Origin of the sequence: Bradyrhizobium sp. BR13661 (assembly GCF_029892425.1) — a bacterium.
GTDB lineage: Bacteria > Pseudomonadota > Alphaproteobacteria > Rhizobiales > Xanthobacteraceae > Bradyrhizobium.
On sequence record NZ_JARXWB010000022.1, the window covers coordinates 89145 to 104557 of the forward strand.

At 63.3% G+C, this 15413-nt stretch carries 13 protein-coding genes; all 13 read right to left on the bottom strand.

Features of this window, described 5'->3' with window-relative positions:
- Nucleotides 1–65: 65 nt before the first annotated feature.
- The 13 genes from M2427_RS29325 to chvE all read right to left on the bottom strand — a co-directional run bounded on the left by M2427_RS29325 (nucleotide 66) and on the right by chvE (nucleotide 15350).
- Nucleotides 66–1487, bottom strand: a complete 1422-nt coding sequence (locus M2427_RS29325) for an amidase (RefSeq protein WP_280710360.1) — start codon at nucleotides 1485–1487, stop codon at nucleotides 66–68.
- A gap of 111 nt (nucleotides 1488–1598) precedes the next feature.
- The gene (locus tag M2427_RS29330) at nucleotides 1599–2534 is read right to left on the bottom strand and encodes a carbohydrate kinase (protein WP_280710361.1); all 936 of its coding nucleotides are present in this window, start codon (nucleotides 2532–2534) and stop codon (nucleotides 1599–1601) included.
- A 5-nt stretch (nucleotides 2535–2539) separates the two neighbouring features.
- Nucleotides 2540–4186 carry an FGGY-family carbohydrate kinase gene (locus M2427_RS29335; RefSeq protein ID WP_280710362.1) on the bottom strand — a complete coding sequence of 549 codons (1647 nt, stop codon included), beginning with the start codon at nucleotides 4184–4186 and terminating at the stop codon, nucleotides 2540–2542.
- 38 nt (nucleotides 4187–4224) lie between these two features.
- Complete coding sequence (locus M2427_RS29340; protein WP_280710363.1) at nucleotides 4225–4998, bottom strand: SDR family oxidoreductase; 774 nt, start codon at nucleotides 4996–4998, stop codon at nucleotides 4225–4227.
- A gap of 20 nt (nucleotides 4999–5018) precedes the next feature.
- On the bottom strand, nucleotides 5019–6026 hold the full coding sequence (locus M2427_RS29345; RefSeq protein WP_280710364.1) for an ABC transporter ATP-binding protein: 1008 nt from the start codon (nucleotides 6024–6026) through the stop codon (nucleotides 5019–5021).
- A gap of 15 nt (nucleotides 6027–6041) precedes the next feature.
- Complete coding sequence (locus M2427_RS29350) at nucleotides 6042–6872, bottom strand: carbohydrate ABC transporter permease (protein ID WP_280710365.1); 831 nt, start codon at nucleotides 6870–6872, stop codon at nucleotides 6042–6044.
- Between the two features lie 4 nt (nucleotides 6873–6876).
- Nucleotides 6877–7749 (bottom strand): sugar ABC transporter permease, encoded by an 873-nt coding sequence (locus M2427_RS29355; RefSeq protein WP_280710366.1) that lies wholly within the window; start codon nucleotides 7747–7749, stop codon nucleotides 6877–6879.
- 89 nt (nucleotides 7750–7838) lie between these two features.
- Nucleotides 7839–9092 (bottom strand): sugar ABC transporter substrate-binding protein, encoded by a 1254-nt coding sequence (locus M2427_RS29360; RefSeq protein ID WP_280710405.1) that lies wholly within the window; start codon nucleotides 9090–9092, stop codon nucleotides 7839–7841.
- Between the two features lie 297 nt (nucleotides 9093–9389).
- On the bottom strand, nucleotides 9390–10340 hold the full coding sequence (locus M2427_RS29365) for a sugar-binding domain-containing protein (protein WP_280710367.1): 951 nt from the start codon (nucleotides 10338–10340) through the stop codon (nucleotides 9390–9392).
- Nucleotides 10341–10346: 6 nt separating this feature from the next.
- Entirely contained in the window at nucleotides 10347–11009 is a 663-nt protein-coding gene (locus M2427_RS29370) for an HAD family hydrolase (RefSeq protein WP_280710368.1), read from the bottom strand.
- Between the two features lie 394 nt (nucleotides 11010–11403).
- A complete protein-coding gene (mmsB, locus tag M2427_RS29375) occupies nucleotides 11404–12639 on the bottom strand; it encodes a multiple monosaccharide ABC transporter permease (protein ID WP_280710369.1) in 1236 nt (411 codons plus the stop codon).
- On the bottom strand, nucleotides 12636–14213 hold the full coding sequence (gene mmsA / locus M2427_RS29380; RefSeq protein ID WP_280710370.1) for a multiple monosaccharide ABC transporter ATP-binding protein: 1578 nt from the start codon (nucleotides 14211–14213) through the stop codon (nucleotides 12636–12638). Before mmsA ends, mmsB begins: the two co-directional genes overlap by 4 nt.
- A gap of 63 nt (nucleotides 14214–14276) precedes the next feature.
- Nucleotides 14277–15350 carry a multiple monosaccharide ABC transporter substrate-binding protein gene (chvE, locus tag M2427_RS29385; protein ID WP_280710371.1) on the bottom strand — a complete coding sequence of 358 codons (1074 nt, stop codon included), beginning with the start codon at nucleotides 15348–15350 and terminating at the stop codon, nucleotides 14277–14279.
- Between the last annotated feature and the right edge of the window lie 63 nt (nucleotides 15351–15413).

Sequence of the window (15413 nt, forward strand, 5' to 3'; positions counted from 1 at the left end):
TCATTAGCGGCACGATCAACATGTCCGGACGCCGGACGCAAGCCCTTTGCGGCCAGTGCATGCCGTCATTCCGGCCGGCGGGCGAGAAGGTCGTGGGAGGCCTCGAACAGCGCGCTCACCCGCAGCAATTCCGCATCCGCCCGGAAGCGGCCGACGAGCTGGAGCCCGATCGGCAGGCCGTCGCGGCCGAAGCCGCAGGGCAGACTGATCGCGGGGTGGCCGGTCATGTTGAACGGCATGGTCCAGGGGAACCAGTGCGGCCGGACGCTATCGAACCAGTGGCCGTCGATCTCGATCTTGCCGAACAGGTCCTGGTCGATCGGCAGCGCGGTGCGAGTGATGGTCGGCATCGCCAAGAGGTGTCCGCGCGCAAGCAGGGATTGCACGCGACGGAACAACGCTGTGCGCGCGAACATCGCCTCCTGATAGTCAACGCCGCTGACATTGGTGGCCAGCGCGATCTGCTTGACGAAGGCTTCACTCAAGACGCTGCCATGCTCGGCCACCAGCTTGGAGAACCGCGAACGCCAGACGGTGTGGTTGATGGCGCGCCAGATCGGCTCGACGTCGTAACCCTCGCCGGAGAACTCTTCAAGTTCGGCGCCAAGGCTCGCCAATCGGTCGAGGCTCGCCTTGAAAGCCGTGGCGACATCCGCAGAGACCGGGCGTCCGGGCGGCGAGGCGCAGAACAGGATTTTTTGGCCGCGCAGGTCGCCGCGCGGAGCGGCGGTGCCGATGAAATCGGGCACGGGCACGCCGATCGACCAGGGATCGCAGGCGTCCTCGCCAGCCATCGCCTGCATCATCAGCGCGGTGTCGGCAACGGTGCGCGTGGTCGGTGTGACATAGGTCTGGTTGCCGAACGCATCCAACGCCTGGCTGTGCGCGATCACGCCGTTGCTTTGCTTCAGCCCGACCACACCGTTGCAGGCGGCGGGAATCCGCGTCGAACCGCCTCCGTCAGTCGCAATCGCCAGCGGCGCAATGCCGCTCGCCACCGCCACGGCCGCACCGCCGCTGGAGCCTCCGGACGAACGCTCCGCGCTCCAGGCATTGCGAGTACGCCCGAACAGCGGCGAGTCGGTCACGCACTTGCTGCCAAATTCCGGTGTCGTGGTCTTGCCGATCAGGATCGCGCCTTCCGCGCGGAGCTTCGCGACAGCGACGGCATCCTCATTGGGGACGTTGTCCTTGTAGGGAACAGCGCCGAAGGTGGTCTTCACGCCCTTGGTGTTGACGATGTCCTTGATCGTGACGGGAAGGCCATGGAGAAGACCGAGCGGCCCACCAGCCATTACTTTGCGCTCAGCTTCGTGCGCCGCTTCCATTGCTTCGTCGCCGCAGATCGTGACGAAGCAGTTCAGCTCGGGCTGCAGCGCTTCAGCGCGCTTGAGCACCGCGCTGGTGACTTCGACCGGCGAGACTTTCTTGCTGGCGATGCGTTCGCGCAGTTCGGTGGCTGAGAGGAAACAGAGATCGTCGCTCATCGTGGCACGCTCGCGTCAGGATGCGCGGACCTTGCCAGCGCAAACCTGCCCTGTCCATTTCGGCTGGCGCATGGCCGCACTCCACCGGAACATCGCGGAAGCCCTGCGGCCTCACCAACTCCAGCTGATCTCGTGGCTCCAGGGCGGATCGGCGCCGGGGCGGGTGCAGGTCAGGCCGGCGCAATTGGCGGCAAAGGACAGCGCACGGCGGAGCTCGTCAGTGCTGATGTCCTTCAGTTGCGATCGGGCGAGACGGCCTTGCTTGTGCAGGGCGAACAGCATGGCGGCCTGAAAGCTGTCGCCGGCGCCGATCGTATCGGCGACCTCGATATTCGGTGCCTCAACCTCGATCTCACCGGCGCTTGCATGCCAGGCGACGGCACCGTTGTTGCCGCGGGTAATAACGACAAGGCTCGCGCCCTGCGCCAGCAGCGCACTCGCGCGCTGCTGATACGGCTCCTCCCCGAACAGATAGGCGAAGTCGATATCCGACATCTTGATGAGATCGGCGCTGGCGGCGAATTCGGCCATGCGCGCAAGATAAGCTCGCTTGTCCTTGACCAGATTGGGGCGGCAGTTCGGATCGAACGAGATCGTCGACGACGCCTTCGCATCGGCGATCAGCGCCTTGGTCTCGGCTGCGCCCTGGTCGTTGACCAGCGTGGTGGAGCCGACATGAACGGCCTCGACCGTATCGAAAGGAATGCTTCCTCGCCGAAACATCCAGTTCCGCGTCGCGGTCTCGGCGTCATAGAAGGCGTAGTGCGACTCGCCGGCGACAATGCGGACAAAGGCGAGCGTCGTTTGATGATCGCTACGCGTGGCGAGGCTGAGCTCAACGTTCGACGCCGCCGCGTGATCCGCGATCATGCGCCCGAACAGATCAGTCGAGATGCCGCCGACAAAACTCGTGGGTGCGCCGAGCCGCGCGATGCCGATCGCGACGTTTAGGCAGGAGCCGCCGACCGCCGGCATCACCGCCTCGCGGCCCACAGCATTTTGCGTTGGGACGAAATCGATCAGCGCGTCGCCGCAGGAAATCAGCATGACTCTTAACCCTTGACGATGTCGCGCATCGCCGCACGGCTGCCACGATCGATCTCGCGCAGCAGCTTGTACACCCCGCGCTTCCTGGTGTGAAACGCGGCCATGTCAGGCGCGGTCGGCTCGCTCTTGCGTCCGAGCGCCGACATTTTGGCCATGGTTTCGCCGATCGAGGCATAGGCGCCGCCGGCGACCGCCCCCAGCATCGCAGCCCCTAGCAGCACCGGCTCCCTGGTTTGCGGCAGCGCGACGGTAAGGCCCGTGGTATCAGCCATGATCTGCCGTACCAGCGGACTACGGCTCGCGCCGCCCCCCATGATCATGATGCCGGCATGGACGCCGTGTGCCGCAAAAGCCTCGATCACCTCGGCGAGCCCATAGGCGAGCCCGCACAGGCCGGCGAGGAACAGCCGTTCCATCGACCTGACATCGGTGTCGAGATCGAGGCCCGCGATTACCGCGCGGGTGTCGGGGTCGGCGTAAGGCGAGCGGTTGCCGATAAACTCAGGGAGCACGTGAACGTCGCGGGCGACCAGCGCGGCGCGACTGGCATCGCCCGCGCGCGCGATAATGCGGCGCTCGAGAAATTCAATGAGGTCGACGCCCTCACTGCGCGCCGCCGCGTGCGCTTCCGCGTGGCCGGGATGCGATTTGAGAAGGTGGTCGATCGCCGCGCCGGCGGCCGACTGGCCGCCCTCGTTGAGCCAGAAGTCGGGCACCATGCCGGAGTAATAAGGACCCCAGACGCCAGGCACGAAGCACGGCTCCTTCGTCGTCGCCATGATGCAGGCCGACGTTCCCATGATGTAGGCGAGACGATCGGTGACGTCCGTTGTTCCGCCGGCTCCGTCGCGCCCGCCGATCGCGCCGATGCCCCCAGCATGCGCATCGATCAGGGAGGCCCCGACCGGCGTGCCAGGCGACAGACCGAGGTCGGCCGCAGCGGCGCCGATCAGGCCGGCGCCGAGGCGCGTGCCGGGCGCGACGATCTCGGTGCCGATACGAGCGTAGTTCTCGCTGACGAAATCCGACAGGCCGATACGCTTGAAGAATGGCGCACTCCAGCCGCCGCTGTCATGTGCGAGGTAGTTCCACTTGCAGGTGACGGTGCAGGTCGAACGTTGCAGCGATCCTGTCGCGCGCCAGGTGAGATAGTCTGCCAGATCGAAAAAATGCCCGGCGGCATCGAAGCTCGCGCGCAGATGCCGTTTCAGCCAAAGGAGTTTCGGCATCTCCATCTCGGGCGAGATGGAGCCACCGACATAGCGCAGCACATCGTCCGCGGTCTCGTTGATCAGTCGCGCTTCGGCAATGGCGCGGTGATCCATCCAGACTATGACGTTGCGCTGCTTGTCGCCGGAGGCGCTGACCGTGACTGGCTCGCCCTTGACGTCGAGCACCACCAGGGAACAGGTCGCATCAAACCCGATGCCGCCGACGCTGTCGGGCGCGATCGCCGCCTCCGCCATCGCCGCCCGGACCGATTTGACGCAGGCCTGCCAGATATCCTCCGACGACTGCTCGACGATGTCGCCGGCCTCGTGCCAGATCCGGATCGGATGTTTGGCGGTCGCAAGTAGCGTGCCCGCCTCGTCAAACACCCCTGCCCGCGTGCTCGTGGTCCCTACATCGACGCCGATATACGCTCGCGGCATTGTCGCTCCCGGAAGCTCTCGTCAAGTTTGACGCAAGCCTACCAGCAAGTGTAGCCGCCATCCACCAGCACGATGCTTCCTGTCATCAGGCTTGCGGCCTCGGATGCGAGGAACAGGACGACCGAGGCGATCTCCTCGACCTGTCCCATCCGCCCCATCGGAGTTCCACCGATCCAGGCGTCGTACATTTTCGGGGTGCTTTTCACGAAGGCATTGAGTGGCGTGTCGATATAGGTCGGGGCCACCGCGTTGACGCGGATGCCGCGCGCGCCCCATTCGGCGGCCAGCGACTTGGTCAGATGGTGCACGCCGGCCTTGGAAGCGTTGTAGAAGCACTGCTCCTGCGGCTTGTTGACGATGAATCCGGACATCGATCCGACATTGACGATGGCACCGCTCCTGGCGTTGAGCATGTGCTTGCCGAATTCGCGGCAGCACCAGAAGGTGCCGTTGAGATTGACGTCGATGACATTCAGCCAGTGCTCGTCGGTGACGGTCTCGGCCGGCGTTTCGCTGCGGGCAATGCCGGCATTGTTGACGAGGATGTCGACCTTGCCGTGGCGGGCGACGAGGTCGTTGGCGACCTCCGCCACGCGCTTGGTGTCGGTGACGTCCATGATCGCGGTCTCAATGTCAAAGCCCTTTGCTTTCAGGGTCGTCTTGGCGTCGCCGGCAACCTTGCTGTCGCGATCGCCGATGATCACCTTGGCGCCGGCTTCGGCCAGCGCCTCCGCGCAGGCGAGGCCAATGCCCTGCCCGCCGCCGGTGATGAATGCGGTCTTACCGCTCAGCTTGAATTTTTCCAGGTACATGGTCGTCTTCCCGTTTCTTGTCAGTTCCTGATCGCATTGCCGCTTGCATCGAAGCGATGAATGCGCGCGGGGTCCGGCACCAGCGACACGCGGTCGCCGGCGTGCAGGCTGAGTTCGCCGATGTAGCGCGCGGTCAACATCCCGAGCGGCCCGGCATCGACATAGAGAAAGGTGTCGCTACCGAGATGCTCGGCGACCGCAATCGTTCCCTGCCAGCCGCCGCCGCCGTCACGCTCGATCTTGAGATGCTCCGGCCGTACGCCGATCGTGGCGGCGCCCTTCTGCGCGGCGCTCTCGCCTGTGACGAAATTCATCTTGGGTGAGCCGATGAAGCCGGCGACGAACAGATTCGCGGGCCGCTCGTACAGCTCCAGCGGCGAGCCGTATTGCTCGATCTTGCCGGCGTTGAGCACGACGATCTTGTCGGCCATGGTCATGGCCTCGACCTGGTCGTGGGTGACGTAGATCGCGGTGGTGCCGAGCTGCTTCTGAAGCCGCGTCACCTCGATGCGCATCTGCACGCGCAACGCGGCGTCGAGATTGGACAGCGGCTCGTCGAACAGGAACCCCTTGGGCTCGCGGACGATGGCGCGGCCGATTGCGACGCGCTGGCGCTGGCCGCCGGAGAGCTCGCGCGGCTTGCGGTCGAGATAGGGTGAGAGGTTCAACGTCGCGGCGGCCGCCTCGACCTTGCGGTTGATTTCCTCCTTGGGCAATCCCGCCATCTTCAGGCCGAAGCCGATATTGCCGCGTACGCTCATATGCGGATAGAGCGCATAGGACTGAAACACCATCGACAATCCGCGCTTGGCGGGTGGCGTGTCGACGACGTTCTTGCCGTCGATCAGGATAGCGCCGCCGGTGACGTCCTCAAGTCCCGCGATCAGCCGCAGCAGCGTGGTCTTGCCGCAGCCTGACGGACCGACGAACACGACGAATGAGCCGTCGGCGATGTCGAGATCGGCGCCCTTGATGATATGCACCGGGCCGAAGGATTTCTGCACGCCCTGAAGTGTGATCTGACCCATGATCCGGCAGCCCCTTTACTTCACCGCGCCGAAGGTGAGCCCGCGCACGAGCTGCTTCTGGCTGAACCAACCGAGCACAAGAATGGGCGCAATCGCCAACGTCGAGGCAGCCGACAATTTTGCCCAGAACAGTCCTTCCGGACTGGAATAGGACGCGATGAACGTGGTGAGTGGCGCAGCGTTCGAGGTCGACAGATTGAGCGTCCAGAATGCCTCGTTCCAGGCCAGGATCAGATTGAGCAGCAGCGTCGATGCGAGTCCAGGGATCGCCATCGGCGTCAGCACATAGATCAGCTCGCGGCCTATCGTGGCGCCGTCCATGCGCGCGGCCTCCAGGATGTCGCGCGGGATCTCCTTGAAATAAGTGAAGAGCATCCAGATCACGATCGGCAGATTGCCGAGACAGAGGATGAAGATGAGACCGATGCGGGAATCGAGCAAGCCAAAGGTCTTGTAGATCAGGTAGATTGGAACGAGCACGCCGACCGGCGGCATCATCTTGGTCGAGAGCATCCAGAGCAGGATGTCCTTGGTGCGCTTGGTCGGCGAGAACGCCATCGACCAGGCTGCGGGGACTGCAATCACGAGCGCAATCAGGGTCGAGCCACCGGCGATGATGATCGAGTTCATTGCGTGGAGCAGATAGTCGCTGCGCTCCTGAACTGTCGCGTAGTTCTCCGTCGTCCAGTGGAAGAACAGGAAAGACGGCGGAATGGCGAAGGCTTCGAGCTCGGTCTTGAAGCTCGCCAGCACCATCCAAAGGATCGGGAAGAAGATCAGGAATCCGAAGAACCATGCCCCGATCGTCGAAACAACCACCCGCTGCGTCGTTGACTTGCGCGCCATGATTTCAGGCTTCCAGGTTGCGGCCGACGATGCGGACAAGGAAGAAGGCGACGACGTTGGCGATGACCACGGCGACAAGACCGCCCGCCGAGGCACTCCCGACGTCGAATTGGATCAACGCTTGCGAATAGATCAGGAAGGCGATGTTGGTGGTCTGCAAGCCTGGCCCGCCACCAGTTGTGACGAAGATCTCGGCGAACACCGTCAGCAGGAAGATGGTCTCGATCAGGATCACCACCGTGATCGGGCGCGCCAGATGCGGCAGCGTAATGTAGATGAAGGTCGAGATCGCGCTGGCGCCGTCCATCTCTGCCGCCTCCTTCTGCTCTTCGTCGAGCGATTGCAAGGCCGTGAGCAGGATCAGCGTTGCGAACGGCAGCCATTGCCAGGCCACGATCAGGATCACCGAGAACAGCGGCACGTCGTTGAACCAGTCGACCGGAGTCAGCCCGACCAGCTTGGCGAGCCAGGCGAACAGGCCGGACACCGGGTGCATCAGGAGGTTCTTCCAGACCAGCGCGCTCACCGTGGGCATCACGAAGAACGGCGCGATCACCATCAGCCGCACGAAGTTGCGACCGATCACGGGCTGGTCCATCAACAGCGCCAGGGGAATGCCGAGCAGGATCGTCAGCGCCAGCACCGAGCCGACCAGCACCAGAGTGTTCTGAAGCGAGGCGAGGAAGGCGGGATCGGTGAGGAAGTAGTGGAAGTTTTCAAGCCCGACGAACGATTCCGAACCGGGATCAAGCAGGCTGTAATGCAACGTTGAAAAATAGAGCGTCAGCGCAAGCGGAACGATCATCCAGATGAAGAGCAGTCCGACGGCCGGGCTCAGGAGCGACCGCGCAAGGAATTGCGTCTGCCGGGTTGCCATCCGTGGGCTCTCCGCTTGGGGGAAGAAAGCGGCCATCCATCGCGCAAGGAGTGGATGGCCGCAAGTTTGAGCTCAAGGAGAGCTCGGGTTCACTTGATGTAGCCGGCGCGCTTCATCTCGCGCTCGGTCGCCGATTGCGCAGCCGAGAGTGCCGCGTCGACCGTCATCGATCCCGCAAGCGCAGCGGAGAATTGCTGCCCAACCTGCGTGCCGATGCCCTGAAATTCAGGGATCGCGGCATATTGCACGCCGACGTAGGGCACCGGCTTCACGGTCGGCTTGTTCGGATCAGCCGCGTCGATCGAGGCCAGCGTCATCTTGGCGAAGGGCGCGGCCTTCAGGTACTCAGGATTCGTGTAGAGCGAGGTGCGCGTGCCCGGAGGCACGTTGGACCAGCCTTCCTTCGAGGCCACGAGCTTGGTGTAGTCCTTGCTGGTTGCCCAGGCGATGAACTTTTCGGCGGCTTCTGACTTCTTGGAGCCGGCAGGAATCGCGAGGTTCCAGGCCCACAGCCAGTTGGCGTTCTTGCCGAGTCCGGTATTGGGCGCGAGAGCAAAGCTGACCTTGTCGGCGACCTTGGAGTCCTTCGGGTTGGTGACGAAGGACGCCGCGACCGTCGCATCGATCCACATGCCGCACTTGCCTGCGTTGAACAGCGCTAGATTCTCGTTAAAGCCATTCGAGCTCGCACCGGGAGGGCCGGCGTCCTTCATCAGGTTGACGTAGGTCGTGAGCGTCGTCTTCCATTCCGGCGTGTTGAATTGCGGTTCCCACTTCTCGTCGAACCAGCGTGCGCCGTAGGAGTTGGCCATCGCCGAGAGGAACGCCATGTTCTCGCCCCACCCGGCCTTGCCGCGCAGGCAGATGCCATAAGTACCAGCGCTCTTGTCGGTGATCTTCTTGGCGGCGTCGATGACAAACTCCCAGGTCGGCTTCTCCGGCATCTTCAGGCCGGCCTTCTCGAACAGATCGGTGCGATACATGATCATCGAGCTCTCGCCGTAGAACGGCGCCGCATAGAGCTTGCCGTCGACGGAGACCGCATCCTTGATCTTCGGCAGGAGGTCGGCGACGTCGTAATCGGCGCCGAGATTGGCGAGCGGCACCAGCCAGCCCTTCTTGGCCCAGATCGGCACCTCGTAGGTGCCGATCGTCAGCACGTCGAACTGGCCGCCCTTGGTGGCGATGTCGGTGGTGACGCGCTGGCGCAGCACGTTTTCCTCGAGCGTCACCCATTTCACTGAAATGTCGGGATTCGCCTTGGTGAATTCACTGGTCAGCCCCTGCATGCGGATCATGTCGCCGTTGTTGACGGTGGCGATCGTCAGGGTCGTTTCGGCCATCGCGGGGACGGCAAGCAGTACAGACGCGCCGCAGACGGCGCCCAGAACGTGTTTCACGGTGTCCTCCCTCAATTCGCGTTTTGAGCATATGCCCACGCGTTGAGCGTATGTTCGGATGAGGTGTCGCAGATGTCAAGCAGGCGCGCGGCTGTTTCCGCAACTTATGAGTGCTGCGCTGCGGGAGGTAACTGCCGTGCGGGACGGAAGGGATGGCAGTTTGTTCGCGCTGGAGCGCTCGCGACTTTTCCACCGCCTCCGCTTGCGGGAGAAGGAACCGAGTCCCGTGGCCGCGCTAGCTCAGCGCTCCAGGATTGCCCTTGCCGTGGCCTCATCGGTGATCAGGCCATTGATCAGGCGCCCATTCAGCGCCGCCGCAATCGCCGACACCTTGGCCGCGCCAACCGCGGCGCCGATGGTCGTGGTCCTCGCCGGGACCTCCGGTGGAATGCTGGTGAGGCGCTTGTTGGTGCCGGCCTTGAGCAGGCGGCCCTTGGAATCATAGGCCCAGCCGGTGATCTCGCCGATCGCGCCCTGCCGCATCATCTCGAATAATTCGTCGCGGGTGACGAAGCCGTCGACATGGACCTGCGCCTTCTGGTCCATCTGGCCGATGCCGACGAGGCGCAGATCCGCTTTGGCCGCGACTGCCTTCACTTTCGCGATCGGCTCGATCCGCACCATCTTGTTGCGCTCGTCCTCCGAGGACATCAGAAACGGCAGCGGCATCGGATAATGCCGCGCGCCGGTGCGGTCGGCCAGCCGGCCGACGGTGTCGTAGAAGCTCGCCGAGCCGTCGGCGGAGATGTTGCCGACCAGCGAGACGATCTGATGGTTGGGCCGGTCGATCGGCGTGACGCGCTCGACCGCGGCGCGTACCGCCCGCCCCGTGCCGAGGGCGACGATCACAGGCGTCTCCGAGCGGAGCGTCGCATCCAGCAGATTGGCGCAGCGCTCAGCAATACCAGCAGTGGACTGCGGTGCAGCAAGATCGGCCGGGACAACTTCGCAATGGCTGAGCTGGAACCGCTCCTTCAGGCGTGCCGCGAGCTCCATGCATTCGGCAATGGGATGTTCGAGCCGGAACGTGATCAGCCGCTCGGCGAGACACAGCGAGACCAGCCGCTGCGCCGAGGCGCGCGACACCTGGAGCATCTTAGCGATCTCGTCCTGGGTGTGACCGGCAATGAAATAGAGCCAGCCGGCGCGCGCGGCGTCGTCGAGCCTCGACTTTTCGTTCTCGGCGGCCATGCGGCCTCACGCCTCCCAGAAATCGCTCATCCGCGCGAAGACCCGATCGGCTCCGGCGGCCGACAATATAGCGCGGCCATCGCGGTCGCGATAATGGCTACCGCCGACAAATCCCCAGACCATCATCCCGGCCGCCTTGGCGGCCTGCACGCCGCTGACGCTGTCTTCGATCACAAGCGTACGCGCGGGATCAGCCAGCATCTTCGCGGCTGCGTGCAGAAAGAGATCCGGCGCCGGCTTTCCGTGCCTGACCATCTGCGCAGTGTAGAGCCGGTCACCGAAATGCGGCGCGAGGCCGGCCACATCAAGCGACAGCGAAACGCGGTCGAGGTCGCTCGACGATGCGACGCAGCACGGCGTTTTCAATTCGGACAGCACGGAGCCGACGCCAGGAATCGGCTGGAGTGCCCCGGTAAACGTCTCGAGCACGCGCGCCTTCAGGCGCGGCAGAAAATCGCGAGGAAGGACCTGTCCGAGATCGCGATAGTGCTCCTCGACCGCCTTCGTGCTGCGTCCAAGGAAGAGTTCGAGCGCCCGTTCCACCGTGAGCTGAAGGCCGAACTCCGCCAGCACTTCCGACAGGCAACGACAGCTCAGGAGCTCGCTGTCGACGAGCACGCCGTCGCAATCGAAGACGATCAGATCGGGTTTTGGCCTGTCCTGGTCCATCCGGTCATTCGATCATATACCCAGATGATGAGCAATAGCTCAGGAGCTTGGCGCGCCGGTGGCGGTTGAGGCCATCTGGCGGCGTGGCTACCCTTGTCAAAACAGCACAAAGGCACCGATCAGCAAACCCGCAGCGAAGGAAATGAGCCCTAAGGTGCAGACGGAAACGATGCGCACGAGGATGCGAAGTCGCACCTCATACTCATCGTCTGTCATCTCGTGGATTTGAGCCGCCACTGGTGCTGCCCTGCCCGTGTGCTATTCGGCACTTCTGGATTTATAGCCCAAATCATGGTCAAGGCGAGGCATTGGCACGGAGGTATTTGCCGTGATCGGAATTTGGGAAAATTGTACCGTATGGGGTGGCGCCGCAGCCCCACCCGCGGGTGATTCCCTACCGCCGCTGGTTATACACGTCGATGCACACGGCTCCCAGCAGCACCAGGCCCTTGATGACCTGCTGGTAGTCGATGCCGATGCCGAGGATGGACATGCCGTTGTTCATCACGCCCATGATCATGGCGCCGACCACGGCGCCGCCGACGCGGCCGACGCCGCCATAGGCCGAGGCGCCGCCGATGAAGCAGGCGGCGATGACGTCGAGCTCGAAGCCCAGACCCGCCTTGGGCGTTGCGGTGTTGAGACGCGCGGCGAAGACGAGACCGGCAAGCGCGGCCAGCACGCCCATGTTGACGAAGGTGAAGAAGGTCAGTCGCTCGGTCTTGATGCCCGACAGGCCTGCCGCCTTGGCGTTGCCGCCGACGGCATAGATCTGCCGACCGATCACGGTGCGGCGGGTGACGAAACCATAGAGCGCGATCAGGACGCTCATGATCACGAGCACGTTGGGCAGGCCGCGATAGGTCGCGATCAGATAGGTGAAATAGAGCACGGCGCAGGCAAGCACGATGCTCTTGCCCAGGAAGAACGCGTAAGGCTCAACCTCGATGCCGTGCGACACCTCACGTGCACGGCTCTTGGCACTGGCGTAGACCAGCCCTAGCGCCAGAGCGACTCCGATCAGCATCGAGATCGGATGCAGCGTGCCGGCTTCTGAAACAAAGTTACACCCGAAGAAACTAGCTGGCTCAGGCTGGGAACAGGCGAGCTCCGGAATGAAGCCTGACGACAGCTTCTGGAAGGTCGACGGGAACGGCCCGAGCGACTGGCCCTGCAATACCGCGAGCGCGAGGCCTTTGAACACCAGCATGCCGGCGAGGGTGACGATGAAGGACGGGATCTTGAAATAGGCCACCCAATAGCCCTGCGCGGCGCCGATGGCCGCGCCGACGGCGAGGCAGATGATGAAGGCGAGCGTGTAGTCGACCTTGTATGTCACCATCAGAAGAGCAGCGACCGCGCCGACGAACCCCGCGACCGATCCGACCGACAAGTCGATGTGACCGGTGACGATCACCAGCAGCATGCCCAGCGCCATGATGACGATGTAGCTGTTCTGGAGCACAAGGTTGGTCAGGTTGAGCGGCTGCAGCAGCGTGCCGCTGGTCATGACCTGGAAGAACAGCATGATCGCAATCAGCGACATCAACATGCCGTAGTTGCGCAGATTGTTCTTGATGAAGCTGCCGTGCCGGCGCTCCTCGGGCAGCGAAACCGTCTTGTCGGTCATGGCCGCAATCCTCCCATCTCCGCGACCCTGGCCGCGCCGTTTCCGTTGCTTCGTTCATTGCGCATGATGGCGCGCATGATGTTTTCCTGTGTCGCCTCGGCGCCCGGGAACTCGCCGACAAAGGCGCCGTCGTTCATGACGCAGATGCGGTCGCAGATGCCGAGCAGCTCGGGCATCTCCGAGGAGATCACCACGACGCCACGGCCGGCTTCTGCCAGCTCGTTGATGATACAGTAAATCTCATATTTGGCACCGACGTCGATGCCCCTTGTCGGCTCGTCCAGGATCAAGACCTTGGGGTCGGTCATCAGCCATTTCGACAGCACGACCTTCTGCTGGTTCCCGCCGGAGAGCTGACCGGTCTCCTGGTAGACGTCGGAACAGCGAATCCGCATGCGGTTGCGGTAGTCGCTGGCGACCTTCAGCTCGGCGATGTCGTCGATGACCCTCCCCGGCGCGACCTGGTCGAGGCTTGCCAGCGTAATGTTCTTGCGGACGTCGTCGGCCAGGATCAGCCCAAGCTGCTTACGGTCCTCGGTCACATAGGCAAGGCCCGCGTCGATGGCGGCCGCGACGTTTGGCAGCACGATCTCATGGCCCTCGAGGGCGATGCGGCCGGTGATATTGGTGCCCCAGGCGCGGCCGAACAGGCTCATGGCGAACTCGGTACGACCCGCGCCCATCAGTCCGGCGATGCCGACGACCTCACCGCGTTTGACGCCGAAATTGACGTTCTTGATCACCTGCCGGTCGGGATGAATGGGGTGATAGACCGACCAGTTCGCCACCTCGAGCACCGGCTCGCCGATCTTCGCGCTGCGCTCCGGGAAGCGATGGGCCAGATCGCGATTGACCATGCTGCGGATGATGCGGTCTTCCTGGATCGGCTCGGCGCGGCAGTCGATGCTGTCGACGGTGCGTCCGTCGCGCAGCACGGTGATATGGTCGGCGACGCGGGCGACCTCGTTGAGCTTGTGCGAGATCAGGATCGAGCCGATGCCCCGCTCGCGGAACTTCATCAGGCGTTCGAGCAGTGCGGCGCTATCGGCCTCGTTCAGGCTGGCGGTCGGCTCGTCCAGGATCAGCATCCGAACACGCTTGGACAGCGCCTTGGCAATCTCGACCAACTGCTGCTTGCCGACGCCGAGATCGGTGATCAGGGTATCGGGCGATTCCTTCAGGCCAACTTGCGCGAGCAGCTCGCGCGTGCGCCGGTACACCTCGTCGCGATCGATCACGCCGAATTTTGACGGCGGGTGCGAGAGAAAAATATTCTCCGCGATCGACATCAGCGGGATCAGCGCCAGCTCCTGATGGATGATGATGATACCGAGCGCCTCGGAATCGTTGATGTCGCGGAAGCGGCGTTCCTCGCCCTCGAAGACGATGGTGCCCTCGTAGCTGCCCGCCGGGTACACTCCGCTCAGCACCTTCATCAAGGTTGATTTGCCGGCGCCATTCTCGCCGACGAGGGCGTGGATCTGCCCGGCCTCGACCGAGAAATTGACGTCACGCAACGCCTGCACACCGGCAAAGCTCTTGCTGACGTTGCGCATCTCCAGCATGGCGGTCATCGCATTACGTCCCATCCGTTACGTCCCTCTCCCCGCGTACGGGGAGAGGGAAACTCGACAGTCTTACTGGAACTGCGACTTCTTGTAGTAGCCGCTGTCAATCAGGGTCTTCTCCCAATTGTCCTTATACACCACGACCGGCTTCAGCAGATAGGACGGCACGGTCTTGGCACCGTTCTCATAGGTCTTGGTGTCGTTCACCGTGACCTGCTTGCCGGCGAGCGCGGCATCGACCATATCGGCGGTGACCTTGGCGAGATCGCGGGTGTCCTTGAAAATGGTCGAATACTGGTCGCCGCGCAGCATCGCCTTGATCGACGGAACCTCGGCGTCCTGGCCGCTGATGATCGGCATGGGCTGATCCGCCGTGCCGTAGCCCACGCCCTTCAGCGAGGAGATGATACCGATCGAGAGGCCGTCATAGGGCGACAGCACAGCGTTCACCTTCTTGTTGCCGTAGTAGGCACTGAGCAGGTTGTCCATGCGGGCCTGGGCGGTGGCACCGTCCCAGCGCAGCGTTGCGACCTTGTCCATGCCCGTCTGCCCGGACACGACGACGAGCTTCTTGCTGTCGATGTAGGGCTGAAGCACGCTCATCGCGCCGTTGTAGAAGAAGTAGGCGTTGTTGTCGTCGGGTGAGCCGCCGAACAGCTCGATGTTGAAAGGCCCCTTGCCGTCCTTGAGGCCGAGTCCCTGCACGATCGATTCCGCCTGCAGCACGCCGACCTGGAAGTTGTCGAAGGTCGCGTAATAGTCGACATTCGGCGTACCGCGGATCAGGCGGTCATAGGCGATCACGGTGATGCCCTTGGCCTTGGCCTGCTTGAGCACGTCCGACAGCGTGGTGCCGTCGATCGCGGCGATCACGAGTGCCTTGGCGCCCTTGGTCACCATGTTCTCGACCTGCGAGAGCTGGTTCGGGATGTCGTCTTCGGCATATTGCAGGTCGGTGTTGTAGCCGCGCTCCTTCAGCACCTTCACCATGTTGTTGCCGTCGTCGATCCAGCGCGCCGAGGACTTGGTCGGCATGGCGATGCCGACTGTTGCCTTGTCCTGCGCGGAGGCCGTCAGGCCCGTGGCCATTGTTGCAGCGCCGGCCAGCGCCATCGCGAGAAATGTCGTCTTCAATTTCAACATGCTTCACTCCCGTTGGGTGTCAGACTGTTTCTTAGGTCGTTCAGTACGTCGGTAGAGGTCGGT